This is a genomic window from Dactylosporangium cerinum (assembly GCF_042653625.1).
Classification (GTDB): Bacteria; Actinomycetota; Actinomycetes; order Mycobacteriales; family Micromonosporaceae; genus Dactylosporangium; species Dactylosporangium cerinum.
In genome coordinates, this window is record NZ_JBHSIU010000041.1 from 14,836 (window position 1) to 39,617 (window position 24,782).

A 24,782-nucleotide genomic window follows, 5' to 3' on the forward strand; every position below is an offset into this window, starting at 1 on the left:
ACGTGCCATCGAATGAAACACTGCCTAGCGTGGTGGACGTGGCACTTCCCCCGCCGCCCGGCGCGGGACGACCGAGAGGAACGACGATGAGTTTCAAACGCGACGAGGTCACCTTGCTCGACGGCGCCATCAGCGGACGGATCGCCGTCCCCGACGAGACGGCGGAGACACCCATGCTGGTCCTCGTCCACGGCGGCGGGGCCAACGCGCTGAGCATGGACATCCCCGGCCACTCGTTCATCGGGACCGCCGCGCGATGCGGTTTCCCCGCGATCGCACTGAACCGGCCCGGCTACGGCGGCAGCAGCACCCTCGGGTTCCCCGCCGACTCCGACGACGGCCTCCTGGCGGCGAACGCGAGCCGCCTGATCGACGCCATCGGCGAAGCCTGGGAACGGTACGGGCGGAACACTCCCGGCGTCGTCGTGTACGGCAGCTCCGTCGGCGGTGCCGTCGTGCTGCATCTGGCCTCCCAGTGGAGCGAGCAGAGCGCACCCACGTGGCCGCTGCTGGGCGTCGCGACCGCGGACGTCGCCCAGAAACCGCCACAGAAGGCGCTCGACGCCTGGCACGGCACGCCGGTGACCGAATCCGTAAACATCGCGGCGCTGCAGCCGCTGCTGGACGCACCGCCGCTGTGGACGATCCCGACCTACGCCTTCGACCCCAGCGCCCTGCCCGGCGTGTTCGCGCCGGTCATTCGCGCCGAGATGATGGAGATCATCGGCGGCTGGGCACGCAACTGGAAGGAGATCGCCACCAGCATCACTGTGCCGGTGCACTACCGGCTCGCCCAGTACGACACCTTCTGGCAGGTCGCCCCCGAGCTGATCGACGAGTTCGCCACCGCGCTGCGTGCGCACGCGCCCTACGTCGACGCGGGCGTGTTCGCCGGCTCCGCCCATGGACTTGCCGACAGCCCGGCGGGAGACGAATACTTCCACCTGGTGCTCGGCTACGCCCTGCGCTGCGCCGCCAACCTGCGCACCCCCGAACTGCTGTCGGCCTGACGGGAACCAGCCGGGGCTGCTGCGGGCGATCACGGCGTTGATGCCGCCGATGCGGGCGGGGACGGCCGGCTGGGTCGAGGAGGAGACCCGGGACGGGGACACGATCGGTGATGCCGGTGATCAACACTCGTTTCGCCACCGAACAAGGCTTTCACGGCATCGGGCTGGTTCTGGCGGCGCCGCAGATGGGCACTGGCAATCCGACAACCAAATGCGTCGACAGCCGAATCGGACGAGCCCGCCAAACCAGCTGACTGCATCTGGCTGGTACCGGCAAAGGACGTGACGCCACCGGCCGGATAGCAACACGTACAGGTCAGCGAGATTGGTTCCGCGGTATACGTCCCGCGGCCCGATTGATGGTGATGCGGGTCAGCCAGGCCAGGGCTGCGGTGAACAGCGGAGGAAAGTCGATCGGCGGCCGGGCTGCCATCGGGATCGTAGCCGATTTCCCACCAGTGTGGTTCGTGGTGCAACTCTGCGGTCTCCTCCAAGAGCAGTTCGGCGGCCTTGCGAGCGCCGTGGTGCTGCACGTCGGCGGCGAGGCGGGCGTCGGCGGTGCCGGTCAGCAGCGTGGCGAGCAGGTCTATGAGCGGTTCGGGTCCCAGGTCGGCCAGGGACCGGAAGCGTAGCCACGGGTCCTCGGCGGGCACGTCGGCGCCGGTGAGCCATTGGAACCGCCGGCCGTCGCGGGCCTGGGTGAAGCCGGCCCGGCGCAGCAGTTCGATGCGCCGCTCGGGGTGGCGTTCGACCTGCGGCGGCTGGGCCGGCGAGTCGATGACGTGGCCGAGTTCGTCGGCGCCGAGCGTCTTGGCTGTGGCGAGCGCCCGTTCGAGCAGGGCTTGTCCGGTCGCCAGGTCCGGGTCGTCCCACGGGGCCTCGATCAGGACGAGGTCGGAGGGGGTGTCGTTGCCGGGCAGGGTCCACAGCACGGCGCTGCCGGTCAACGTGCCGTCCTGCTCGGCGACGAGGCACCAGTCGGGTCGGGTGCAGGCCTTGGCCAGTAGGTCGGCCAGGTAGGTGCCGGTGGCGGCGTTGCGGTCCGGGTCGTCCAGGTGCTCAACGAGGCCGGGGAGCTCGTCCGGGCGGGCGGCGCGGACGGTGGTCACAGATGTGGTCCTTCGGCGAGGTTGCGTAGGGAGCGGATCGGTGAAAGCAGCAGTGGCAGTGCGGCGGTCACGACGAGGAGTGCTGATCGTAGACCGAGCACACCGCCGAGCCAGCCGCCCAGGACGCTACCGGCCGGCACGGTGCCATAGGACAGCAGCCGGTAGGTGGCCAGGGTGCGGGCATGGCCGCGGATCTGCCCCTCACCATCGTCGTCGGCGAAACGCCGCCAGGTCTCCAGAAGGACCAGCGACGTGGCATCCTCCGCAGTGTTCCACGAACCCAGGCGGCGGAAACAGGGGATCGCCTATCTGTCCGCGGGCATGCATCACCGGAGCGCCGGCGCCGTGCGGTTCTACGGCCGACACGGATACGCCGATTCGGGCATCTCGCTGGTGAGGCGCGTAACTACCGACGCACCGTTCTCGGCAGATCTTTGGCGTCGCCGGGGAGCTGGTGGTCAGGAGTTGGACGCGTCGTACCAGAGTCGGGCGTTGGCCACGTATGCGCGGTGCTGTTCGGCCCATCGCATCAGCGAGCTGACCTCGACGGCGAGGGTTTCGCCGACCGGGGTCAACGCGTAGTCGACCCGGGGCGGCGAGGTGGGCGTCACCGAACGCGTGATCAGGCCGTCGCGTTCCAGGCTGCGCAGGGTCAAGGTGAGCATCCGTTGGGAGATGCCGTCGACGGCCCGTTGCAGCTCGGAATAGCGGCGGGGTCCGTCGGCGAGTAGCGCCATGACCAGCACGCTCCATTTGTCGCCGACCCGGTCCAGCACGTCACGCAGCTGGCAGGTGTCGGTCGCCGCGTTGACCGGCTCGCGCACATCGGTGTTCGGTACGCGGGTCAAAGTGCCTTCTTCCGCCATGGAGGCATTGTCGATCACACTCGGTGGCACGCACAAGAAGTAACCAGCACACAGAAAGTGCGTGATCTAATGGATCTTGACACGACGCTCGACCTGACCGCGCCACCGGTACGTTCCGGCTCGCGGCCGACCACCACCGGCCGGGAGATTCCCCACGACCAACTCGACCAGTTCTCGCCACCGGCGATCCGGGCCGAACTGGTCCGGTGGGCCAAGGCATTGCCTGGTGTGTTCACCGGCCCGAGCCAGGTGTCCGAACCATCCTCGCTCGCGCTGCGACTGCACCGGCCCGGTGGTCTGTGGGAGGCGTTCCTGCTTCCGAGCCGCGACGAGTTCGGCCACATCCACCGCGCCGGCTTCCTGCATCTCACCCTGCCCCGACCGCTCATCGCGCCGCTGGCCGAGGCGGGCTGGCTCGAGGCACATCCAATCAGCCGCCGTCCCGAGTGGCCGGACACCATCGTCATGCTTTACGCGCCCCGCGACCCGGCTGAACTCGACGTCGTCGCTGCCGCCCTGCACGCGTCCTGGCAGCAAGCCACTTCCGACACCACGACGAAGGAGCACTGAACATGCGCGCAGTAGCGTTCGCCGGCTTCGGCGCCGCCCCGACCCTCACCGACCTGCCGGCTCCCGAACCCGGGCCCGGCGAGGTCCTGATCCGGGTGCAGGCCTCGTCGGTCAACGGATTCGACCTCGGCGTGCTCGGCGGCCACCTGCAAGGGGTCTACGAGTACGAGTTTCCCGTTGTCCTTGGAAAGGACTTCGCCGGCATGCTCACCGCGATCGGCCCGGGCGTTACCGACCGGGCCGTCGGGGACACCGTGTTCGGCGTTGTCATGCGGCCCACCCTCGGCCAGGGCGGCTTCGCCGAATACGTCGCAGTCCCCGCCGGGTACGGCATCGCCCCGGTACCCGACGGGCTCGACGTACGCCGAGCCGCAGCCCTCGGTCTGGCTGGCACCGCGGCGCTCAACGCGGTCGAAGCCGTCGGCCTCACCGAGGGGGAGACCGTCCTGATCTCGGGTGCCACCGGCGGCGTCGGTGCCTATGCGATTCAGCTCGCCGCGGCCCACGGCGCCACGGTCATCGCGACCGCCAGACCCGGTCCGGAATCCGCCTTCGTCACCGGCCTCGGCGCCACGCACATCGTGGACCACACTGACCTTGTGTCGCAGGTGCGCGCTCATGCCCCCGGCGGCGTGCATGCCGCCCTGCACCTGGCCGGCGACGGCGCGACCGTGGCCGGGCTCCTCGTCCCGGGCGGCCGGCTGGCCTCAACGCTGCACTACGCCCCCGGCGACTTGGCCGAGCGGGACATCAAGGCCACCGCCGTGATGGCCGACCCGAGCCCGGCCACGCTCGCCCGGCTTGCCGACGCCGTGGTCACCGGACAGCTCCGCGTTCCGGTCGGCAGGGCGTACCAACTCGCCGACGCGGCCCGGGCCATCGCCGACTTCACCAGCGGCACGGTCGGCAAACTCGCTATCACCGTCTGACGGCCGGATGCGACGTGGTCTGGTGGCGGCCGCGGAACTCGGCGAGCAACTCGTCCGTGACCTCGGCGCCGCCGGCCACCGCCGCGTGCACCTGCCGGAAGTAGTCCTCATACCCGGCCGGCGTGTACAGGCACAGACCCCGCGCAACCACCGCATCCGCATTGCAGGGCAGGCCAGGCCAGGCCGACGGTCGGGCAGGCCACCACGACCGTCCCTGCCTGCGGGCAGACCCGCAGCGCCACGTGGGCGGCGGTGGCGGTCTTTCCGGTACCGCACGCGGCGACAGGCTCTGGCTCGGAGCCATCGATATCGACTTCGTCGACTTCGCGGCCCGCGTCACTTATCACATCCACGTGCACCTTCACCGTGCTTTTGATGAGGACCAGGTGATGGACCACGACGACGGTCGGCGCGAGGTGCCGCAGCGGGCCGTGCCGCGATGTCGGCAAGGAAGACCTGGAATGCCGCCACGAGCCCTTCTGCCGCCAGGATGGTGAACCGGTCGTTGCTGTAGGTGAATTCAACGCACATCGAGGACTTCGAGGTCGACGATGCGGGTGGGACCGACATCACGAACACGGGTCCGGCGAGCTGTTCAACTGCAGCCCGCTGGTACTCGGCGCCTGATCCATCAACGGTGGATGTCAACAGGTCGAACCACTCGGTCCGGGAGTGCGCTTCGGCGATGAGGGGCTCAAGCGTGGGCCAGGACTTCCGGACCCGCAGAGCTCCAACGTGTCAGCGACCGAGCCGCCGCACGCGGTCGCATTCCGGGGCGGGGTGGTGACCAAACCTCGGCACTGGGTTCGAGCTCGACCACCTTCGCGTCCGACGTCAGCGACGGCGGCCATATTGTCGGCCAGCGCAGCGCCGGCCATCTGGGCCCGGACCTGGCCACGATATGGCGGGACGGACAGATCATCACTGCCCACCCGGGCTCACCCGTGTGGGCAGTGAAGCGAACGCTGCGACTGTCCGCGACGCTGGCGGCGTCCGACGACCCTGGGCGCACCTGGCGTGAGCGACCGGCTGTGCGGACCCCAGCGTCGCCACCTACATCGACTCCGGAGAACGCCTCGATGTTGTGGATGCACGTGCCGGCGCTGGGCATGGGTTCGAACCGCGAGAGGTGGCAGCTGCGCACGCCGTTGCGATCGCTGGACAAAGACGCACGGGCGCCCGGCTCGAATTCGCCGAAGGTCACTCGCTCTCGCCGCCCAGAACTGCGCCGGAGACGCCTTGGACGTGCCGGAACCCGCGACCACGTGCGACTTTCAGTCCGCTCGGGCTTGACTGATCTTCGCCAGGCAGTAGGCGACATCCAAGTCCGTCATGCGTGCTCCACTTCGTCTCGCTCCACGTCTGTGACGCGGTCAGGCGATGTGGGTGCGCACTGCGTCATCGCCGTTCGTGGCAGAGACGTCGAGCTGGAAGCGGTTCATCTTCCAGCCGGTTTCGGCGCGCTCGAACGACAGGTGGTATGTGCCCCAGACCTCCCACATCCCGCTGCCGAGTTCTTCGTCCAGCCTGTTCCAGGCGTAGCCTTTCAGCAGCACCGCGGCCGTGGCCGCGTCGTCCGCGACTCGCAGCCGGTGGTGTCCCACCAGGTGCCAGCTGCGCTTCCGCGCGTGCAGGCCGGTCTCCCAGCCGGCCACCAGCTGATCCCCGGTGATGCGCGCGGGCTCGCCGCCCCCGAGGCTGGTGACGTCGACGTCGACCTCGTCGGCGATGAGTGCTCGCACCGCCGCCCAGTCCTTGGCGTCGACGAGATCGAAGATCGCATTTACCGTCTCGATGATCGCGAGCTGTTCTTGCATGTGGTACTCCTTGTCATGGTTCATCTTGTTCAGATTGCGTGCGGACTACTGGGCGAGCATCCAGCGCCATCGGCGCAGCTGAAGGACGCAAGCCGCAAGTGATGCGACGACGACCAATGACGTCATGACGGCTGGCCAGGCCGCGACGGCGGCTGCGCAGGCGGCGACCGGCTGGAGCAGTTCGAGAGCGATCGCCGGCCGGGCGGGGATCGAGACCGGATTCTGCTGTTTCTTCGCTCCAGGCATGCCAAAGACTGTGGGCAGCCCGATGAGCAGGACATCAGCAAGGACGGCGAGCCAGATCGAATAGGTCGTGAGTGCCCAGGGGGCGGCGATCCAGGCGATGATCTCGACCAGGAACCGCGGTGCGGACGCGCTCAGCGGGTCCGGGGCGGCAATAGCTGCGTGCGTCGAAGGACCTCGATGCCTCCGGCCGTGTTCATTGCTCACGTCGGTGCCCATCAACCTGCGTCACGCCATGGTCCGTGCGGCTGACCATGCCGTCCAGCCCCGGGCGAGGACATATGCGGCCAGCAGCATGAGCGTGACCGCGCCGTCGGCGATCAGGGCCGCGCGAGCGCCGGCGGTCTCGCTTCCGAAGAACAGCGCGGCGAGGCTCAGGCCGAGCTTGTTGAGTATGGAAAGTTCCCAGACCCCGGCGTAGAGCCGGGGCCGGTAGGCCAGCAGCAGGAACACGCCGGCGAAGACGCCGAAGCCGAGCATGCGCCACGTCTCGACCATGCGCGTGGCCGGTCCGGCGTCCGCGACGGCGCCGACCGCGCTGACCACCGCGACGACGGCGCCCAATGCGGTGAGGACGAGCAGTGCCTGCGCAACGCGGTCACGGACCCGCCCGGAGTCGGCGACGGCACCGACTGCTACGGATGGGGTACGAACGGTCATCGGCACTCCTTTCTCGGCCAGGATCACTGCCCGAGATCCTGACCCTAACGGTGTTAGGCTGGTACCCTAACACCGTTAGGGCGGCACGGAAAGGGCGATGTGGGATGTGTGCTCCATTTGTTGACCTCGAATTGGTTGGCCCTGAAATATCTGGGCCTTGGACCATGGACGGCCGATGACGTCCCAAGCGCTGAGTCAGCTCACTCCGCGGGCCCGAGAGATTGTGCAGACCGCGCGCGAGCTTCTCGAGCGGGAAGGCCCTGACGCGCTGTCGATGCGTCGCCTCGGCGCCCACCTCGGGATCCGCGCCTCGTCGATCTACGAACACGTCCGCGACAAGCAGGCGCTGGAGGCCGCGCTGATCTCAGTGGGCTTCGAGGAACAAGCCGAACTGTTCACCCGGGCCGTCGACCGGTCCGACGATCCGATCGCCTCCCTCACCGCCGCGTACCGCGACTTCGCCTGCCGCCAGCCGAACCTGTACCGGCTGATGACCGAAAGGCCCCTGCGCCGCGACCTGATCACTCCCGGCGTCGAGGAGGCAGCCGCGATGCCGCTGGTCAACGCAACAGGCGGCGATCTCGAACGAGCGCGGGCCATCTGGGCCTTCGCGCACGGGATGGTCATCCTCGAGCTGAACCATCGATTCCCACCCCACGCCGATGTCGACACCACATGGCGCAACGGAGTCAACGCTTTCCGCGGCACGCCCTGATACGCGGCGCCGCCACCCACCGACCCGTACTCGCGACCGCGACCACGACCGCGACCACGACAGCGCAAGAATTGTTGGCAGGCCGATACCGAGGGGCGGTTGGCGCAGCTCACCGAACTCGTGGCCACCGCCGTCGCGAGCGCAGAGTGCCGCGCCGAGCTGCAGACGCCACGTGCTCGGATCGTCACAGCCATCCTCTCCCAGGGCGGCCCGGGCCCGCGCTCAACCCGCTCGCCCGGCGCTGCCCGGTCCCGTTCACGACCAACCCCGCCGTGTGCCCGCGCCCCCAGCAACGGCTGCCCGAGTGCGTGAGGTGGCCGCCCACTACGTCGTTTCCGAAGCGCTGACGAGCACCATCAAGCATGTACACCGCATCCCAGGTCGCCGCACTCATCGACCCCGTCCAACGAGACGCCAGCACGCCTGGTGGCGCCGCGCGCCCGGCGAACTGCGCGCATCAGTGTGCGGCGTATCAGTGGCACCGGTTCGCCGGCGTGGTGGCCCGCGCTCAACGGCGGTGCTCACCGTCGCCGTCCTCACCGCACCGGGCGGACACCACCACGGACAGTGCCGACCCCGGTCCGTGGTCTCGCCGCCTTCGAGCCCGCCAACCCTGCCGGCCGCGCACCAACCAGCCGCCGCCGACGCTGATTACGGCCCTCTACCGGCACCGGTGTGCACCATCAGCGACCTACAGCCGCAGCCCGGCACGACGCCGACCGCCGCGCCCCGCGGGGAAGGCAACCCGATGGTGCGGTGGGCGGACACGGATCGCTGCGATATCGGCCTGGTCGTGGGGGTCGGCACGCATTTCGTCGGGGGAAGGATGCGGATTTCGCGAGCGGCGCGGGTCGGCAGGCGCCGCCACGTATATCGGCGTGACACCGTTGAGGTGTGGATGTCTGGCTGATCGTCTGGTTGATCGTCGGCGCCGCGCTCGTCGCGGCGGAGATCTTCACGACCACGTTCGTGCTGCTGATGTTCGCGATCGGTGCGCTCGCCGCCGCCGGGGCCGCCGCCCTGGGCGCCGACGAACCGGTTCAGGCGATTGTTTTCGTGGCCGTGACCGCGTTGTCGTTCGCTGCCGTACGACCGATGCTGCGCCGCTACATGCGCCCCGACCAACGCGACACGCCGATGGGTGTGCACGCCATCGAGGGTTCGATGGCGTTGGTACTGGAAGACGTCGACAACGACAACGGCATGATCAAGATCGAGGGTGAGCTATGGCGGGCCCGCTCGTACGACGTCACGCAGCGCTTCGAGCACGGCGAACGGGTCCGGGTGATCGAGATCAGGGGTGCGACCGCGATGGTATGGAAGGACTGAAACCAAATGACTGCAGACACGTTCATGGCGGTGCTCGTGGTCGCTGCCGCGTTGATCGGCGTCATCACCGTGGCCAAGATGGTGAAGGTGGTACCGCAGCAGGTCGAATACGTCGTGGAGCGGCTCGGCAAGTACAGCCGGACCCTCACGCCGGGCCTCAACATCCTGGTGCCGTTCATCGACTCCGTCCGTAACAAGGTCGACAAGCGTGAGGCAGTGGTCAACTTCCCGCCGCAGCCGGTCATCACGTCCGACAACCTGGTCGTGTCGATCGACACGGTGCTGTACTTCAAGGTCGTCGACTCGGTCCGCGCGACGTACGAGATCTCTTCCTACCTGCAGGCGATCGAGCAGCTCACCGTGACCACGCTACGTAACGTGATCGGCTCACTCGACCTGGAGAAGGCGCTCACCAGCCGCGACGAGATCAACCGCCACCTCTCCGGCGTGCTCGACGAGACCACCGGCCGGTGGGGGATCAAGGTCACCCGGGTGGAGCTCAAGGCGATCGAGCCCCCGCCGAGCATCCGCGACTCGATGGAGAAGCAGATGCGCGCCGAGCGGGACCGCCGCGCGGCCATCCTGCACGCTCAGGGGCTCAAGCAGTCCCAGATCCTCACCGCCGAGGGTGAGAAGCAGGCCGCCGTACTGCGCGCCGAAGGCGACCGGCAGTCCCGCATCCTGACGGCCGAGGGCCAGGCGAAAGCGATCCGCACGGTGGTCGACTCGATCCACGTGGCCAACCCCGACTCGAAGGTGATGGCCTACCAGTACCTGCAGTCGTTGCCGCAGATCGCCGCCGGGCAGTCCAACAAGCTGTGGATCCTGCCGGTCGAGTTGACCAAGGCGCTGGAGGGCATCGGCGGCACCCTGGGCGGAATCAGCCAGATGTCGAACGATGAGCGCAGTCGACATATCGACCGGCGGCCCGCCGAGGAAGCGGAGTCAGACGAGTTGCGGGAGGCTCGCCGGGCTGCGGAAGAGGCCGCGGCGGCGGCGAACGCCGAGGCTCAGGCCGCGGCGGCGCAGGTCTCCGGGACGCCACAGACGCGCGAACTCTCCAGCTGAGCCGCCGACATGGGCGTACGCACCCATGGTCGCCGCGGCCGCCGTACCAGATCGTTGGGCGAGGCCGCTGCCGCAGTGCGCACACGAACGCGGGAGGTTGATCGGTGGGACATGCTGACACTTTGCTGGCGATGGGTGGCGCGTTCCTTGCCGCCGCGTTGCTGGCCCGCATCGGCGGCCGGGTGGGGCTGCCGACGATCCCGCTGTTCATGCTCGCCGGCATTCTGCTCGGCCCACACACGCCCGGTGTCGTGCTGATCGAAAACTCGCACGACCTTGAGATGCTCTCCGCGCTCGGGTTGGTGTTGCTGCTGTTCTACCTCGGCCTGGAGTTCCACCTGGACGACCTGCGCCGCGGCGGCCGGCGGTTGCTCGCCGCCGGTGGCGTCTATCTGCTGCTGAACGTCGGGGCCGGGCTCGCGTTCGGGTTCGTGCTGGGCTGGGGCGTCGGGGAGGCGCTGGTCCTGGCCGGGGTGCTGGGCATCTCATCCTCGGCGATCGTCACCAAGATCTTGATCGATCTCGGTCGGCTGGCCCGGCCGGAGACCCGGCTGATCCTGGGTGTGATCGTGGTGGAGGACCTGTTCCTCGCGCTGTACCTCGCGGCGCTGCAGCCAGTGCTCGGCGGCGCGCACGAGCCGGCGGAGATGGCCCTGCAGGCGGCGAAGGCGTTCGGGTTCCTGCTGGCCCTCGCAGCCGTAGCCAGGTTCGGCACCCGGCTGGTCGGGCGGCTGATCGCCGTGCGCGACAACGAGCTGCTGGTCATCACCTTTCTGGGCGCGGCCGTGCTGGTCGCCGGGGTGTCGGAACTACTCGGCGTGGCCGACGCGATCGGCGCGTTCATGGTCGGGCTGATCCTCGCCGGCACCGACTCCGCACCGCGGATCCGCGACCTGGTGCATCCGCTCCGGGACGCCTTCGCCGCGATCTTCTTCTTCGCGTTCGGGCTCGCCATTGACCCCGGTGACGTCGCGTCGGTAGCCGGACCGGTGGCCGCAGCCGCGGCCCTGACCATTGCGATGAACCTGGCCGCCGGTCTCGTCGCCGCCCGCCTGCACGGGTTCGGACCGCAGCCAGCCGCGAACGTGGCCGCCACACTGCTGGCCCGCGGTGAGTTCGCGCTCATCCTGGCCGCCATGGCGGCCGCTGCCGGCCTTGACCGGCGCCTGGCGCCGTTCATCGCCGGGTACGTCCTCGTCCTCGCCGTGCTGGGACCCGTCATCGCGGACCGCTCAGGCTGGCTGGCCAATGCTCTCGTAGCCCTCCGGCGGGATGCGTCGAAGCAGACGGCGTCGGTCACGATGCGTTGAGTCGCCCCGGCCGCCTCAGGGCTCGATGAGCCCGGCCCGGATCGCGTAGCGGGTCAGTTCCAGCCGGTCGCGCAGCCCGAGCTTCTGCAGCAGGTTCGCCCGGTGCCGCTCAACGGTCTTCACGCTGATGAACAGGATGTCGGCGATCTGCTTGGACGAGTGACCCTCGGCGACGAGCTTCAGCACCTCCTCCTCCCGGTCGGTGATGATCCGGCCGGTGCCGAGGTCGCCGCCCGCGGCCCGCTCGAGATAGTTGCGGATGAGGGCGCTGACAGCGCCCGGGTAGAGGAACGGTTCACCGCGTACCGCGGCCCGGCAGGCCTCCACGAGGTCCCGGTCCGCGACAGACTTGAGCACATAGCCGGATGCGCCGGCTTTGAGCGCGGCGAAGAAGTACTGCTCGTTGTCGTACATCGTCAGCATCAGGATCCGCAGCTCCGGCAGCAGCCGGGCAAGCTCACGGGCGGCTTGCAGGCCGGTCATCCGCTGCATGGCGATGTCGAGGATCGCCAGGTCCGGCCGCTGAGCGCGGGTCTTCTCGATAGCCTCGGCGCCGTCGGCAGCCTCGGCCACCACGGTCAGATCGGGCTCGTTGTCGAGAATGAGCCGCACCCCGCGGCGCACCAGCGCGTGGTCGTCGGCCAACAAGATTCGCGTGCGCCCGGTCATATCACTCGCTCCCCCGCCGGGACGGGCACCCACAACCTGACCTCGGTACCACCGCCAGCGGCCGGTCCGATCGTGAGGTCGGCCCCAACCAGCAGCGCACGCTCGCGCATGCCGCGGATGCCCGCGCCCTCTGGGGCACCGACCAGCCCGCGGCCGTCGTCACGGATGCACAGTTCCACCGCCGCGCCCACCGCCGCGCTCCGGCGGGCCAGCACGAGCCTGACACGGCGGGCGCCGGCGTGGCGGGCCGTGTTCGTCAGGCACTCCTGCGCCACGCGGTACAGCACCAACTCAGCGTCCCTGCCCAGATCGGGGCAATGGTCGAGACGGTGCTGCACGGTGAGCCCGCCGGTGGAGAACTCCGCAGCCAGCGCCTTCAACGCACTGGTCAGGCCGAGCTCCTCGAGGACGCCGGGACGCAGCCGCCGGGCGATCCGCCGGATCTCGTCGAGTCCGTTTCGTGTACTTTCCTGCACCTGGTGCAGCTGCGCGCGCATCGGCGGCGGTGTCTGATCCGCGACATGCTTGAGCTCCAGCAGTACCGCGGTAAGCGTCTGACCGATCTCGTCGTGCAACTCCTGCGCGATCCGGTGCCGCTCCGACTCCTGAGCGGACAACGCGCGGGCGGTGCTGGCCGCCCGTTCCGCCTCCAGCCGATCGAGCATCGTGTTGAAGGCGCGGATGAGGCCACCGATGCCGGCCTGCCCGGTGACCACCAACCGGTGACCGGGGCGCAGCAGGTCGATCGTGGTCATGGTCCGGGTGAGCCGATCCAGCGGCCGCAGGCCGACACGCAGCAGCGCGGCATTGGCCACCAGCATCGCCGCCAGCCCCCCGGTCAAGATCAGCGCCTCGGTCAGCACCACCGGTGTGGACACCGTAACCGGCCCGAGCATGAGCAGCACCATCGCCGCGGCCAGCACAGCCGCGTTGAGCAGGAAGATCCGCCAGAACAACGACACCCTGGGCCGCCTCCTCAACCAATACGCACATCCAGCCTGTCTCTCCCGCAGCATGGCCGTCCATCGGTGATGACACCCATTCGGTGTGGCGGCGGAAACGGCGCCGGGCTTGGTTGCCGGCCCCGATGCGCCGGCCACCGCAACCGCGGGCGACAGCGGAACGGCGACGCACCCCGCACGCAGGTCAGATGGAAGACAGCATGCTGCTCGAACGCACCCCGCTCCCCCGGCATCGGCCACACCGCTGTGACCGAAGCGCGGCAACGATTCGGGGTCATCTACCGAGGATTCACCGCCCGCGCCGAGCTATGACGGCAGCGCGTTGCAACCGGTGGTTTTGTTCGCGAGTTTGGGCGCCAGATGTCGCTGAGTTTAGGCCCCACCGAGATCTCACCGATTTCGTTGTTCGCGAGTTTGGGCCCCACCCCGAGCGATACGCGATCAGGCATCGTCGGTCGGCCGCATCGTTCACGCACAGTGACGGGCGGCTGAGACGGGGGACGCCATGTCTGCGGCATGAGCGCGCACCGGGCGAGATCGCCGGCGCCAAGTATCGGGTGATGTCGGCGTTTCGCTCTACCAAACCTTCGTCGGCATTTGCTCCCGCCGCGGACGTGGTGGACGCGTAGAGCACAATGACGGCCGTGGAAGACCGGCTGGTGCACCCGCCCGACACCGTGACGATCACGGACAACGCCCTGCTACACGCGGCGATCGTGGCCGGGCACGGCGACATCGTCCGCGACGTGCTCGACAATCGCAGCTGGCCGACCGAGGAGACTCGCGACAACATCGAGTTGCTGTCATGGGCAGCGGACTACGGCGCCTACGCAGTGATCCACGACCTGCTCGGCGGCTATCTTCCGACCTGGGGGGACCGGGCGTCGGAGGGCACCGTCCGGACCGTGCTGGAAATCGCCCGTAGCTGGGTCGGCGTCGACCCGGTGGCCGAACTGCGGCGCCGCCTCGGCGACGAAGCCGCTGTAGTCACGCGCGAGACCGTGCCCGTCGAGGGCGATCTCACCCACGCCGATCGAGTCCGGGTGACCACTGCCGACGGCCGATGGGCTGAGGTACAGACGACCCACCTGGGTATCGTCACCTACATTGAGGACCGTCTCGGCACCGTTGTCTCGCGCGACGCGTTGCTAGCCCGAGCCCTAACCAATCCAGACACCGACTCGGTCGACTGGTCCCAGGCGTGGTTCTCCGTCGGGAACATGCCAGATGTCGAGGCCACCTACCATTGGGCCGCCGGCCTGCTGGCCGACTCGGACCCCGAGGTCAGGCGGTTCGCCGCCGAGGTCGTGGCGATGCTGTCCAGAAACGAGGAGCCATGCCGGGAGGAAGCGCTGGCTATCCTGCGGGCCCGGATGCCGGTCGAACCGAACGCCGAGATCCTGTCCGCGCTGATCGACGCCTTCGGCAACTACCAGCTCTCGGGCGACATGCCCGAGGTCGAGGCGCACATCGGGCACCCCGATCCGCGGGTCCGTCGGCAGGTAGCGGAGGCGCTCATCAACAAGGTGACGGACGCCGCGTCCGCAGCGCGGGCCATCCGCTTGCTGACCGAGCTGGGATCGGACAGCTCGAGCCAGGTGCGATCGACCGTCGTCCGTGTCCTGCGCGACCACGCGCCGGACAGCCCGGTGACACGTCAGCTGCTGGCCTCAGGCCGTGACGACCCGGACCCGGAGGTACGGCTGGAGGCGCTGGCCGGACTGGCCCGCTACCGGGACGCGCCAGCGTACGAACAGCTGCGGCGACTCGCCGACGAGGCCGGGGAGGACAGCCACGCATGGTGGCTGGCGTACGACGTGGAACGACACCTACGAACTGCCGACTGAAAGCTCGCGTGGTCAGGGCAGCCGCGAAAGGCACGGACAGCGGATGCCGTGCGCGGGATGGCCGCACATCGGCATATCAAGCAGATCCGTGCACCCGCGCCCCGAGTGGTTTCATGATCGCTTACACGCAGCGTGAGAGGGCTCCCGAGGAGCCGTCGGCGCCACCCGGCGGCCAAGATCTGTAAGTGGTGCCGGTTCTCACGAACATCTCGGCGATCGGTGGCAGCAGAGTGGTGCCGAAAGTCACGAACATCTGGTGCCCAAACTCGCGAACGAAGCCAAAGCTGCATCCCTGCCTGCGCGCCGGGTCGTACGGCAATGAAGATGTCCTCCTGCGGGCTGACGATTACTGGCATCTGTGGCCCTCTCGGTGCTGTTCGGCAAAGCGGCGTGGCATGGTGCGCGGCCCGCTCAGCGATGAGCGGAACCGCGGCTTCGGGTTGCGATGGCGCGCGACGTTCGCTTGGCGGTCTGCCGGATCGACTCGTGCAGCTGCTCAGCCGGCTCCTCAGTCAGCTGGGTCGCGCCTCTTACGGCAGCCTCGCCACGACGGCGTCGAACGCGGCGTGTTCGGCGGGTGCCTGCGGCTTCGGGTCCTGGTCCGGGTGCCAGTCGACGACCGACACGAGGCCGGGCTCGATCAGGTCCACGCCGGTGACGAACTGTGCGATTTCGGTGCGGGTGCGGGCGCGGAACGTTCCGTGCCCGGCGGCCGGTCGGGCGAGCGTGGTGAGGGTGCGGGTCGTGTCGTCGGGCAGCGGGTCGAAGGTCACGTGGGACAGGGCGAGGAAACTGCCGGGTGGTAGCCCTTCGATGAGGGTGTTGACCGCCTCGTAGGGGTGGTCGGTGTCGTCGAGGAAGTGCAGGACCGCGACGAGGAGCAGTCCGATCGGCTGGTGGAAGTCCAGCGTGGCGCGCGTCTGTGGGCTGTGCAGGATCGCTGCCGGGTCGCGCAGGTCTGCCTGCAGGTAGCCGATGGCGTCCGGTTGCGGGCTGGTCAGCAGGGCGCGGGCGTGGGCGACGACCACCGGATCGTTGTCCACATACAGCACCCGGCTGTCCGGGGTGATGGCGCGGGCGGCTTCGTGGACGTTGGGTGCGGTGGGGTACCCGGTGCCGATGTCGAGGAACTGGCGGATGCCGGCCCGCGCCAGCCATCGCACGGCGCGGATCAGGAACCGGCGGTTCTCCTGTGCGGCGGTGCGGATGTGTGGAAACGTCCGTGCGAGTTCGTCGGCGGAGGCGCGGTCGGCGGCGAAGTTGTCCTTGCCGCCGAGGAGGTAGTCGTAGCGGCGGGCTGGATGCGGTCGACTGACGTCGACGCCGAGCCGGTCCAAGTCAGCTGGTGGGTCTGGTGCGCTGGCGTGCGCCTGACGGTTGTCGGTCATGGCAGCAGGTCCAGCCAGACGGGGCCGCGACGCCGGCGTGCGATGTCGTCGGCGATGGCGAGTGTCTGCCGGCACGCCTGGTCGGTGCACGCGTCGTCGGGGTGGTACCTGCGGGCGTGTTCGGCCATGACCGTCAGGCCATGGCAGTGCAGCGTGAGCGCGGTGGCGGTGTCGCGGTCGCTGAACGCGAAAAGGCTGACGGGGTCGCTGTCGGGGTATTCGTGGTGGCGGTGACAGCCGTCGAAGAGCAGACGTGCCCGCACGACGGCGACCGTTCCGGCGAGGGTGTTGCGGTGCTGCCGGGTTCGCCAGGCAGTGACGGCGGCGGTGGCGGTGGCGAGTGCCGCATCGCAGCGACCGTGCCGGTAGTGCTCCTCAGCGATAGCCATGCGGCAGGTGACCGCGTCGTCAGGGTTGCCGCCGTCGAGGTGGTCGGTGTATTCGGCGAGGCGCTGCCACGCCCGATCCGCCTCCTGCGGCTGGCTGAGCCGCTGGAATGTACCGGCGGCGGTACGGGTCGCGGCGACCGCCTGCGCGCAGTCAATGCCCGGAAGGTGGAGGACAGCGTCGTGGGCGTAGTGCGCCCAGTCCAGCGGCGTCACGGTGCACCGATCTGGGTGGGGGTCGGCGACTGCCGTGTACCGGGCGGCCACCGTGATCAGCGCCGGGTGTGCTGCTGCGTTGGTCGGGTCGTAGCCGGCCAGGATCAGGCCGAACAGCCGGGCTGTCATGGCTCGTTGTCGTTCGGCGGGTGGGGTGTCGCCGGTCGGGTCCGGGACGGGGCAGTCGCCGTGGTCGCAGACGGCTTCGGCGTGGACGCGGGCGGTGTGCTGCACGCCGATGCCGGTGTCCGACTCGATGCTGTCCAGGAGCGCGTCGAGCTGGTCGGTGTCGGCGAGGTCGGTGATGCGGAGGTTCGCTGCGACGGTCTCGGCCTGGTCGTGACGGTGGCATGTTTCCAGGCCGAGGAGTATCGGCAGGGTCTGCACGAGCCTGCTGATGCTGGTGTCTGGGTGGCGGGCGTGCCGCTCGGCGAGCGCGGCGAGGGCGTCATGACTGGCCTCGTCGCATCGCCGCTCGTGCTCCTCGGCGGCGAGCAGGATGCGGCGGTCCACGACGTCGTCGATGTCGCCGCGGGCGAACGCAAGGTCGATGCCTTCCCGACTCACCGCGAACGCCTCGTCGTGGCGGTCGAGCCCGTAGAGGGCGTCGGCGTAGGCGTCGGTGCTGGCCTGGCGTCGGTCGAGGTCCGCAGGCTTGCCGGGCAGGGCGCGGCTGGCGTCGTAGGCGTAGCGTGCCCACGCCAGCCGCGCCGGATACGTGTCCGGGTCGTCGTGGGTGAGATGGACCCACAGGACGGCGGCGTCGATCAGCCACCGGTCCGGTGCCGCGCCGATCGGCGGCTGTGGCGGCAACGTCGCCTCCAGCAGCGACCGCGCGTCCACCGTCCGGCCCTCATCCAGCAGCCGTCCCGCACGGCCGACGGCGGCGCGCCGGGCGCTGCGCTGCGGCATTCGGGACCTGCCGAGACGTCCGATCATCGCGGCACCTCCGAACCATCGAACGCCGCGACAGTCGCGGGCAGCGCACCGGCGGCGATGACGGCGGCTCCACCGACCCGCTGGCCGTGATCTTCAAGCACGCAGCGGCGCCATGCGGTCAGGAACCGGGCCCGGTCGATGTCGCGGTCCGGGCGGCCGGCGGCGTCCATCTGGACGGGCGTGAGTGCGGTGGCCGGATCGTCGGTCGCCGGCTCGGCTCGGCACTCGGTTGTGTGCGCCGCCCCGAGCGACCGACACAGCCGGCGGCCGTCACCGAGCGCGTCGACGACCGCAACGAGCTTCCCGGCGCTGACGCTGTGGCGCACCACGCCAGGTGCTGCGCCGAGGTCCGCGTCGACGGTGCGCTGTAGCCGCACGCTGGCGCGGGACCGCAGCGTCATGACGCCAGCGGATCCGGAGGGTTCCAGCGTCAGCATGCGATCGCCTCCTCGTGGTCAGCGTCGGCCACTACACGCTGGCCGGGCACATGTGGGGCAGGTGGGTGCTGGCCGGCAGCGTTGCGGTCGGCGACGTACTCGGCGGCGAAGCGTTCGTACCAGTGGAAGGGCTTGCCCGGCATGCAGATGACGTGCCCCCACTCGCCCACGACCGGCAGCGGCCAGCGGGCCTGCAGCTGCGGTGACGGCGCCGGAATGACGACAGTGAAGCCGAGCTGATGCCGCCACGCGGGCACGTCCGCAGCAGCGAACAGGTCGACGAGCTCGGCGGCGTTACGTCGGCACTGCTCCGCCCTCATGCGCAGGCCCTCCGCGCCGAAGCTGTGCAGCGCGGCGAGCATCAGCAACGGGGTGTGCCCCGACCTGGAACCGGCCGGGGTCAGGTCCGGTGCGCCGGTGTACGTGGTCGTCTGGTCCTGGGCCGGGCAGCGATCGGCACGCAGCACGACAGCCCCACACGGGGTCGGGACACCGAGGAACTTGTGGCCGGAGATGTTGAGGCTGTCGACGTCAGCAGCGAAGTCGAACCTCGGCCGGTCGGCCGGATCGAGCGTGGCGAGGGGGATGCCGGCCAGGGCCGCGTCGGCGTGCACCCACCGCCGGTCGGCGGGGACGCCGGCGGCGTCGAGCGCGGCGTGGATGGCCGGGACCGCGTCGACGGCCTCGACAATCGTGGTCCCAATGGTCGCCACCACCACGACCGCCGCACCTGCCGGACGCTGCGCCACCAGTTCGGTGAGCGCAGCGACGTCCATCACCCCGTCCAGGCCGGCCGGGACCAGCTGCAGGCGCATGCACAGCTCGTCGGCGGCCTTCGCCACACAGGTATGTGCCGCGGTGGAGGCGTAGACGACGACCCGGCGGCGGAACCGGCGGCGGGCCTGCAGCAGCGCGGCCTTGACCGCCGCGGTGCTGCCACTGGTCACGAACCCTGTCACCAGGTCGGGCGGGCATCGGAACATGGCGCCGAGCTCCCGGATGAGCTGCTGCTCCAATCCCAGGGTGTGCCCGGAGAACCCGGTGGTCGCCGCGAACGGGTGCCCGACATTGTTGAGGGTGACGTCGAACAGCCGCAACAGCGTCGAGACGTCGAAGTCGACGGCGTTCGGGTAGCCGATGTCGAACTCGGCCCCGGCCAGCCACCGCTGGTGCAGGTCCCGTACATCGGCGAGGGTCAGCGGCCCGGCAGTCATCAGCGCCACGCCTGCCACCCCCAGTAGACGGTCCGGGTCAGTTCGGCCAGGAAGTGCCATACGTACGCGGTCGGGTCGGTGGGCCAGATGTCGTTCAGCGCAAGCTTGGACTCCCACGGCAGATACGGCGGCCGCCCGTCGGGGTTGAGCGACGTGCTGGCCTGCCGTTCGATGCGGTGATACTCCTTGCCGGCGTGTCGCATGACCCTGATCCGGCCGCCGTCGGTGAGCTGGATCAGAACCTCGCTGGGCACGTCGTCTCCGGAACCGATCCGGCCATGCAGCCGTTTCCACGGCCCGTAGACGCTGGTGTCCAACGTCGACAGCGCCACTCCCAGGAACTCTGGCCGCTGCCGCAGTTCCTGCTCCGTCCACCCTTCGTCGGGCTGATTCGTCAACGCGGTCCGCACGTCGAACGCGCTGCCGTGCTGCCGCCAGCCGCGGTGCACGAGGATCGCCATCTCCTGCAGCACCGCCGCCGGGTCGGCGACCCGCTCGCTCAGATGCCACGTCCGCACGTCAGCGCGCAACGCGAACCGCAACAGCCCCTGATGCTCGAACGGCACCGCGAATAACAGCACCACCAGCATCGGGCTCACCGGCTTGCTGTAGCGAAGCTTCCATGCCGCCTCCGCATGGTTCGTCGTGACGTCGGACAGGCGGCGAACCATCGCCCACCGCAGGTCAGCCACCCCGGACCGCTCCCCCGGGTCGAGTTCACAGTCCGGGCGGCGCGGCACGGCACCGACCAGGTCCGGCGACGGGGGCCGCAACTCGTACGGGTGCCGCGGCCACGGCATGCCCACCGTCTGCATGCTCGGCAGTTCCTCGGTCTCCTGCACCTGCTCGGCCGGCGTCGGGTGACCTGCCGCAGTCTGAGTAGATGCGGAGGCCGCGACCGCTGCCTGAGACGCGAGTACGGAGTACTCCGACGGAAACGCCGACGCCGTACCGGAATGGGTCGGTCGTTGCCGGTAACCGCGTCGCGCGGGCAGCTGCTCGGGCCCGTTGTGCTCGCCGCGGTCCTGGCCTCGTTCTGTACCTGGGACGCGCTGCATCCCAGTGGGACGCTGATCCGAGCGTTCTCCGTCGCGGACCGGCGGGACAAATCGCCTGTTCTCCGCGCCGGCCGAGGCGGTACCGCGTGCCTCGCTTGCTGGCGGCCGCGCTTCGCCCGTGTCCGGGTCTGCGGCGACGTGCCGGACCAGATACAGCGGACGCGGAGGGTGTTCCTGGGAGGAGTTCGGGTCGTTGCCGGGATCCGGCTGGGGATGGCTAGACACGGAAGGCCACCTGCTGGTCCGGGACCGTGATCTCGTCCGGGCGGCCCATCCCGACCGCGGCATAGCGGTCCGGCCACAACCGGCGAACCCGGCGTGCGTACCCGAACCCGGCCACGATCGTGACCAGGACCAGCAGCGGGATCACCGCCTGCAGCCCGACGCTGGTCACCCCGAGCAACGCCGCCTGGTTGACGACGATGACCGCCAACAGCGCGCTGCCGACGATCGCGCCCAGTACCGGGCCGGCAGTGCGCACGATCAAGGGATCGCGGCGGCCACCGCCGCCCTTGCGGAAATAGAACACCGTCGCGATCGACACTCCGACCAGCGTCACCAGCACCCCGACCGCGGCAGCGGACGACAACCAGATGAACATCCCGCCGATCGGATCCACTCGCAGCAACGCGCAGACCCCGATGACGGCCAGCGCGATCCCGCTCTGCAGCAGCGACGCCGGCGCCGTCGCCCCCGCCATCCGCCCACCGAGACGACCGACGTCGGCCAGCCACGCCGCGACCACCCGTTCCCGGGCGATCGCGTGCACGTACCGGCCGATCACTTGATGGAACGACAACGCCGAGATGAAGAAGCTCGTCAACATCAGCAGCTGCGCTACCGCCACCATGCCGCCGCCGTAACCGGCGGCCACGATCGTGAACGGGAACCCGCTCTGTGCGGCGTTACGGGCCTCCGCGACGATCTGATCCGGGCCGGTCCACACCGGCAACGCCCACGCCATCGCGCAGTACAGCAGCGGCAACACCAGCAACGTCGCCACCGTCGCGTGCACCATCGTCTTGTCGGTCTTGCCTTCCTCCGCATACGCCGCGCCGGTCTCAATCCCAACGAACGCGGCCACTGCCAAGGCGAACACACCACCGATCAGGGCACGTTGATCCCACAACGCCCCGACCGTCAGCGGTGCCGTGCTGACGTGCCCGTCGTGCGGGTGCGTGAACGCGGCCAGAACCACCGCGCCGATCATCACCAGTTCAGCGACGCCGACGATCGCGATGAACACCTTGCCCAAGGAAAAGTTCGCCAGCCCGAGCACTGCCACCAGCCCCCACGCCGCCAGCGCCCAGCCCGTCCAGTGACCTACCCCGGTCAGGCCGGCGGTGGTGGCGCCGAACAGGCCGTACAACGAGATTTGAATGGCGTTCGTCGCAGCGAACATCAACACCCCGCCGGCGATCCCCCAACTCGGGCCCAGGCCCAGACCCAGGAACGCGTACGCGGGTGCGGCGTTGCCTTCCCGGTTCGTCATCGCCAGGTAGCCGATCATCAACAGGGCTAGGGCCCCGCCGACGATCAAGAACGCCAAGGGCGTGCCGAGCACGCCGGTCGTGCCGTACGTGTTGACCACGCCACCGACCAACACTGCCATCGGCGACGTCGCGCCCACCATGAACTGCCACGCGTTGAATCCGTTGATATGTCTGCGGATCAAGCCTGCTGCGGGACGCATACCCCGTCACCTCCCGCCATCCCGAGAAGCGACGCCACCGTCGGGCAGGTCAACGAGCTGCACCGGTGCTGATGCCCGGCAAATACCGACCTGGTCATCGGCGCTACCGTCACCGCAAGCGGCCGGACCGGGCTGCGCTGCCAGAACCGATGCGTGCGAACGGCCCGCTGCAAAGCCCGCGGCAGGCTCGCCGTGAACTGCGCGAAGTCGTGACTGACCGCGCCCCCGCTCGCACCGGGCCAGTCGATCCGCACCGCAAAACCCGGCCCACCAGGTTCCGGCCGGAGCAGCGAGCGCAGGCTGCCGCCCAGGTCGTGTGATGGCATGTTTCTCGACGAAGGTCTCGTCGGTGGCATGTGAAGCTCCCCAGGTTTCGTGTTTCGTCGTGCTGCGTGTCGGCGTTCGGCAGCTGGAGGCATGTTGGTCTAGGCCGTCGGGTGTGCCGACAAGCCGCGGATGGCGCGCTGATCCGTGTTCCGAGCCGTGTCGAGCAGCAACGTGCGTGGATGTTCGGCCCGGGCGGTGGCGTGCCGGCTGCCCACCGGTCACGCCACCGCGGTTCCTGCGATCGCCGGTCCGGACCCGCGCGGGGATGCGCGCCGAACCGCCGGCGAGGCGGCAAGAGACCGACCTGTGGTCGCGTCCTCGGCAGGAGGAGCATCCCGAGCCGCCCGACCGATACCGCAGGAATGCACGACCGGACCCCGCCGCCCCTCGGCACCAGATCGGGGTCGCGGTCGTGCGCTTGCCGACCGGAGGCGGGCGGCGACGACGCAAGCACCCGCCCCCGGCCAGTCTCACGGGAGTGGCGCGATGCCACGCCGTGCACTGCGGCCGACATCTGACCGCACGACACCATCCAGCTCATCGCACTCACCTCCTTGCGCCACATCAGGCGACTTCGAAACGCCGACCTTCGCAGGTGATCGGTGTCATCGCAGCCGCATCCAGCTCGGCGGCATTCACTTCACTTCGACGCTGTGAGCGGCGGGGCAGACCAGCTGACGTCACGGTCATCCATCGACGGATAACTCGTTGCATCTCAACGATCACGGAATCCCCGCCGGCCGGGAATGCCGACCTGCGGTCCGACTTTGCATCCCGACCTTCGGTCCGACCGAGCCTTGAACTGCCCATTCGCCAGGACTGGACAGCGCCATCAAGATCATCGAGGCGGCAGCCGGGGTTACATTGAGTGCACCCGGTCGGCCCTCAACGCCATCCGGGCTCGCGTGGACCATCGTGGAGGCTGCCGGTGACTCGTCCCAGTCCGTACGTCCGGCGGCGATGGCTGGGGCGTGAGATCCGCCGCCTGCGAGGCGAGCACGGCATGACGGCCGAGTCACTCGCGCATGACGTCGGGTTTTCGCGCCAGCAGCTCAGCGCACTGGAAAATGGGCACCTCGGTCCAGACATCGACCTGGTCAGCGCGATCTGCGAGTATCTGACCGTCGGCGTCAGGCGACGCACGGCGATCATGGATGCCGCCACCGACGGCTGGGCGCAAGGCTGGTGGGCTGCGGACGCGGAACGGATGGGTGCCCGGCAGGCGCTCTACGCCGACCTCGAAAGCGGCACCACGTCCATCGCCGAGTACGCCCTGTCGCTCATTCCCGGCCTACTGCAAACGGCCGCGTTCGCCGACGCACGGCTACGTAGTGACCCGACCCGTTATCCCGACACGTTCGACCCTCGCGTCGCGGTCGCCGCTCGCACCTACCGCCAACAGTTGCTGCTGGCCAGCGGAGGACCGCGGTACGAAGTGGTCCTCGACGAGGTCGCGATCCGCCGCTGCGCAGCCGAACCCGGCGTCGTGGCCGACCAGCTGCGGCACATCATCCAGGTATGCGTGACTCACGCATCCGTGACGGTCCACGTCCTGCCGATGGACGCGTCCATCCGAGGCCACAGTGCTCCGCGGTCGGCGCACTCGATCTACCGATATCGCGACACGGCCGGCTCCAGAGCCGTCGCGGTTGACACACTCCGGAAGGACTTCGTTCACACCGAGCCGGAAGAGATCGCCCCCTACCTGAGCCTCCACCGCCAACTCAAGGCCGCCGCCCTTGACCCTGATCCGAGTCTCCGCCTGCTGCACAAGACCGCGCAGGCACTATTGCCGATCGAAGGAGCAGCAGCATGACCACACGGACCTACACCAACTGGCGCAAATCCACTCGCAGTGACGACGGCAACTGCGTCGAGGTGGCGTGGGCCGACGACGGCACCATCGGTCTCCGCGACTCCAAGGACACCGCCGGGCCGGTTCTGGAGTTCGGCCCGCTCGCCTGGCAAACGTTCACGGACAACGTACGGGCCGGGAAGTTCGACCTGTAACCCAGCAGAA

At 69.2% G+C, this 24,782-nt stretch carries 24 protein-coding genes; 10 read left to right on the forward strand and 14 right to left on the reverse strand.

Annotation, left to right across the window (positions count from 1 at the left end):
- The first annotated feature begins 86 nt into the window (after positions 1-86).
- Positions 87-1,010, forward strand: a complete 924-nt coding sequence (locus tag ACFPIJ_RS29095; RefSeq protein WP_380119436.1) for an alpha/beta fold hydrolase — start codon at positions 87-89, stop codon at positions 1,008-1,010.
- 29 nt (positions 1,011-1,039) lie between these two features.
- Here ACFPIJ_RS29095 and ACFPIJ_RS29100 read toward each other — a convergent pair whose 3' ends face one another.
- Both ACFPIJ_RS29100 and ACFPIJ_RS29105 read right to left on the reverse strand, forming a co-directional pair.
- Positions 1,040-1,957, reverse strand: coding sequence for a hypothetical protein (locus ACFPIJ_RS29100; protein WP_380119438.1), 918 nt, complete (start codon positions 1,955-1,957; stop codon positions 1,040-1,042).
- Positions 1,958-2,577: 620 nt separating this feature from the next.
- Positions 2,578-2,967 (reverse strand): winged helix-turn-helix transcriptional regulator, encoded by a 390-nt coding sequence (locus ACFPIJ_RS29105; protein WP_380119440.1) that lies wholly within the window; start codon positions 2,965-2,967, stop codon positions 2,578-2,580.
- 87 nt (positions 2,968-3,054) lie between these two features.
- Between ACFPIJ_RS29105 and ACFPIJ_RS29110 the strand changes: the two genes are divergently transcribed.
- Positions 3,055-3,555 carry a luciferase domain-containing protein gene (locus tag ACFPIJ_RS29110; RefSeq protein ID WP_380119442.1) on the forward strand — a complete coding sequence of 167 codons (501 nt, stop codon included), beginning with the start codon at positions 3,055-3,057 and terminating at the stop codon, positions 3,553-3,555.
- Positions 3,556-3,557: 2 nt separating this feature from the next.
- A complete protein-coding gene (locus ACFPIJ_RS29115; RefSeq protein WP_380119444.1) occupies positions 3,558-4,484 on the forward strand; it encodes an NADP-dependent oxidoreductase in 927 nt (308 codons plus the stop codon).
- Here the strand turns inward: ACFPIJ_RS29115 and ACFPIJ_RS29120 are convergent.
- From ACFPIJ_RS29120 to ACFPIJ_RS29135, 4 genes are all read right to left on the reverse strand, one after another.
- Positions 4,474-4,635, reverse strand: a complete 162-nt coding sequence (locus ACFPIJ_RS29120) for a hypothetical protein (protein ID WP_380119446.1) — start codon at positions 4,633-4,635, stop codon at positions 4,474-4,476. The two genes, ACFPIJ_RS29115 and ACFPIJ_RS29120, sit on opposite strands and share 11 nt — an antisense overlap.
- A gap of 1,222 nt (positions 4,636-5,857) precedes the next feature.
- The gene (locus tag ACFPIJ_RS29125; RefSeq protein ID WP_380119448.1) at positions 5,858-6,325 is read right to left on the reverse strand and encodes a nuclear transport factor 2 family protein; all 468 of its coding nucleotides are present in this window, start codon (positions 6,323-6,325) and stop codon (positions 5,858-5,860) included.
- A 21-nt stretch (positions 6,326-6,346) separates the two neighbouring features.
- Positions 6,347-6,763, reverse strand: coding sequence for a hypothetical protein (locus tag ACFPIJ_RS29130; protein WP_380119450.1), 417 nt, complete (start codon positions 6,761-6,763; stop codon positions 6,347-6,349).
- 9 nt (positions 6,764-6,772) lie between these two features.
- A complete protein-coding gene (locus tag ACFPIJ_RS29135; protein WP_380119452.1) occupies positions 6,773-7,204 on the reverse strand; it encodes a hypothetical protein in 432 nt (143 codons plus the stop codon).
- 175 nt (positions 7,205-7,379) lie between these two features.
- Between ACFPIJ_RS29135 and ACFPIJ_RS29140 the strand changes: the two genes are divergently transcribed.
- The 4 genes from ACFPIJ_RS29140 (at position 7,380) to ACFPIJ_RS29155 (ending at position 11,626) form a co-directional block, all read left to right on the forward strand.
- Entirely contained in the window at positions 7,380-7,919 is a 540-nt protein-coding gene (locus tag ACFPIJ_RS29140) for a TetR/AcrR family transcriptional regulator (protein WP_380119454.1), read from the forward strand.
- 894 nt (positions 7,920-8,813) lie between these two features.
- On the forward strand, positions 8,814-9,248 hold the full coding sequence (locus ACFPIJ_RS29145) for an NfeD family protein (RefSeq protein WP_380119456.1): 435 nt from the start codon (positions 8,814-8,816) through the stop codon (positions 9,246-9,248).
- 6 nt (positions 9,249-9,254) lie between these two features.
- A complete protein-coding gene (locus ACFPIJ_RS29150) occupies positions 9,255-10,316 on the forward strand; it encodes an SPFH domain-containing protein (protein ID WP_380119458.1) in 1,062 nt (353 codons plus the stop codon).
- Between the two features lie 104 nt (positions 10,317-10,420).
- The gene (locus ACFPIJ_RS29155; RefSeq protein WP_380119460.1) at positions 10,421-11,626 is read left to right on the forward strand and encodes a cation:proton antiporter; all 1,206 of its coding nucleotides are present in this window, start codon (positions 10,421-10,423) and stop codon (positions 11,624-11,626) included.
- A 15-nt stretch (positions 11,627-11,641) separates the two neighbouring features.
- Here the strand turns inward: ACFPIJ_RS29155 and ACFPIJ_RS29160 are convergent, their stop codons facing one another.
- Both ACFPIJ_RS29160 and ACFPIJ_RS29165 read right to left on the reverse strand, forming a co-directional pair.
- A complete protein-coding gene (locus tag ACFPIJ_RS29160) occupies positions 11,642-12,295 on the reverse strand; it encodes a response regulator (protein ID WP_380119462.1) in 654 nt (217 codons plus the stop codon).
- Complete coding sequence (locus tag ACFPIJ_RS29165; protein ID WP_380119464.1) at positions 12,292-13,203, reverse strand: sensor histidine kinase; 912 nt, start codon at positions 13,201-13,203, stop codon at positions 12,292-12,294. The genes ACFPIJ_RS29160 and ACFPIJ_RS29165 overlap by 4 nt, the downstream gene beginning before the upstream one ends.
- A 698-nt stretch (positions 13,204-13,901) precedes the next feature.
- Between ACFPIJ_RS29165 and ACFPIJ_RS29170 the strand changes: the two genes are divergently transcribed.
- Positions 13,902-15,104, forward strand: coding sequence for a HEAT repeat domain-containing protein (locus ACFPIJ_RS29170; protein ID WP_380119466.1), 1,203 nt, complete (start codon positions 13,902-13,904; stop codon positions 15,102-15,104).
- Positions 15,105-15,634: 530 nt separating this feature from the next.
- On the opposite strand, the gene ACFPIJ_RS29175 is transcribed toward ACFPIJ_RS29170, so the two are convergent.
- The 6 genes from ACFPIJ_RS29175 to ACFPIJ_RS29200 form a co-directional block, all read right to left on the reverse strand.
- Positions 15,635-16,492 (reverse strand): SAM-dependent methyltransferase, encoded by an 858-nt coding sequence (locus ACFPIJ_RS29175; RefSeq protein ID WP_380119468.1) that lies wholly within the window; start codon positions 16,490-16,492, stop codon positions 15,635-15,637.
- The gene (locus ACFPIJ_RS29180; RefSeq protein WP_380119470.1) at positions 16,489-18,033 is read right to left on the reverse strand and encodes a hypothetical protein; all 1,545 of its coding nucleotides are present in this window, start codon (positions 18,031-18,033) and stop codon (positions 16,489-16,491) included. The genes ACFPIJ_RS29175 and ACFPIJ_RS29180 overlap by 4 nt, the downstream gene beginning before the upstream one ends.
- Complete coding sequence (locus tag ACFPIJ_RS29185; RefSeq protein WP_380119472.1) at positions 18,030-18,470, reverse strand: hypothetical protein; 441 nt, start codon at positions 18,468-18,470, stop codon at positions 18,030-18,032. Before ACFPIJ_RS29185 ends, ACFPIJ_RS29180 begins: the two co-directional genes overlap by 4 nt.
- Positions 18,464-19,684, reverse strand: a complete 1,221-nt coding sequence (locus ACFPIJ_RS29190; RefSeq protein ID WP_380120910.1) for a pyridoxal-dependent decarboxylase — start codon at positions 19,682-19,684, stop codon at positions 18,464-18,466. The genes ACFPIJ_RS29185 and ACFPIJ_RS29190 overlap by 7 nt, the downstream gene beginning before the upstream one ends.
- Entirely contained in the window at positions 19,684-20,526 is an 843-nt protein-coding gene (locus tag ACFPIJ_RS29195) for a hypothetical protein (protein WP_380119474.1), read from the reverse strand. The genes ACFPIJ_RS29190 and ACFPIJ_RS29195 overlap by 1 nt, the downstream gene beginning before the upstream one ends.
- A 433-nt stretch (positions 20,527-20,959) precedes the next feature.
- Positions 20,960-22,435 carry an APC family permease gene (locus tag ACFPIJ_RS29200; RefSeq protein WP_380119476.1) on the reverse strand — a complete coding sequence of 492 codons (1,476 nt, stop codon included), beginning with the start codon at positions 22,433-22,435 and terminating at the stop codon, positions 20,960-20,962.
- 1,255 nt (positions 22,436-23,690) lie between these two features.
- Here ACFPIJ_RS29200 and ACFPIJ_RS29205 point away from each other — a divergent pair.
- Positions 23,691-24,578, forward strand: coding sequence for a helix-turn-helix domain-containing protein (locus ACFPIJ_RS29205; protein ID WP_380119478.1), 888 nt, complete (start codon positions 23,691-23,693; stop codon positions 24,576-24,578).
- On the forward strand, positions 24,575-24,772 hold the full coding sequence (locus tag ACFPIJ_RS29210) for a DUF397 domain-containing protein (RefSeq protein WP_380119480.1): 198 nt from the start codon (positions 24,575-24,577) through the stop codon (positions 24,770-24,772). The genes ACFPIJ_RS29205 and ACFPIJ_RS29210 overlap by 4 nt, the downstream gene beginning before the upstream one ends.
- Positions 24,773-24,782: the final 10 nt, after the last annotated feature.

Excerpts from the sequence above, each read along its gene's own strand:
- ACFPIJ_RS29095 (WP_380119436.1), top strand. The coding sequence starts at position 87 with ATGAGTTTCAAACGCGACGAGGTCACCTTGCTCGACGGCGCCATCAGC.
- ACFPIJ_RS29110 (WP_380119442.1), top strand. The coding sequence starts at position 3,055 with ATGGATCTTGACACGACGCTCGACCTGACCGCGCCACCGGTACGTTCC.
- ACFPIJ_RS29115 (WP_380119444.1), top strand. The coding sequence starts at position 3,558 with ATGCGCGCAGTAGCGTTCGCCGGCTTCGGCGCCGCCCCGACCCTCACC.
- ACFPIJ_RS29125 (WP_380119448.1), bottom strand. The coding sequence starts at position 6,325 with ATGAACCATGACAAGGAGTACCACATGCAAGAACAGCTCGCGATCATC.
- ACFPIJ_RS29130 (WP_380119450.1), bottom strand. The coding sequence starts at position 6,763 with ATGGGCACCGACGTGAGCAATGAACACGGCCGGAGGCATCGAGGTCCT.
- ACFPIJ_RS29135 (WP_380119452.1), bottom strand. The coding sequence starts at position 7,204 with ATGACCGTTCGTACCCCATCCGTAGCAGTCGGTGCCGTCGCCGACTCC.
- ACFPIJ_RS29140 (WP_380119454.1), top strand. The coding sequence starts at position 7,380 with ATGACGTCCCAAGCGCTGAGTCAGCTCACTCCGCGGGCCCGAGAGATT.
- ACFPIJ_RS29150 (WP_380119458.1), top strand. The coding sequence starts at position 9,255 with ATGACTGCAGACACGTTCATGGCGGTGCTCGTGGTCGCTGCCGCGTTG.
- ACFPIJ_RS29160 (WP_380119462.1), bottom strand. The coding sequence starts at position 12,295 with ATGACCGGGCGCACGCGAATCTTGTTGGCCGACGACCACGCGCTGGTG.
- ACFPIJ_RS29165 (WP_380119464.1), bottom strand. The coding sequence starts at position 13,203 with ATGGTGCTGCTCATGCTCGGGCCGGTTACGGTGTCCACACCGGTGGTG.
- ACFPIJ_RS29175 (WP_380119468.1), bottom strand. The coding sequence starts at position 16,492 with ATGACCGACAACCGTCAGGCGCACGCCAGCGCACCAGACCCACCAGCT.
- ACFPIJ_RS29180 (WP_380119470.1), bottom strand. The coding sequence starts at position 18,033 with ATGATCGGACGTCTCGGCAGGTCCCGAATGCCGCAGCGCAGCGCCCGG.
- ACFPIJ_RS29185 (WP_380119472.1), bottom strand. The coding sequence starts at position 18,470 with ATGCTGACGCTGGAACCCTCCGGATCCGCTGGCGTCATGACGCTGCGG.
- ACFPIJ_RS29190 (WP_380120910.1), bottom strand. The coding sequence starts at position 19,684 with ATGACTGCCGGGCCGCTGACCCTCGCCGATGTACGGGACCTGCACCAG.
- ACFPIJ_RS29200 (WP_380119476.1), bottom strand. The coding sequence starts at position 22,435 with ATGCGTCCCGCAGCAGGCTTGATCCGCAGACATATCAACGGATTCAAC.
- ACFPIJ_RS29210 (WP_380119480.1), top strand. The coding sequence starts at position 24,575 with ATGACCACACGGACCTACACCAACTGGCGCAAATCCACTCGCAGTGAC.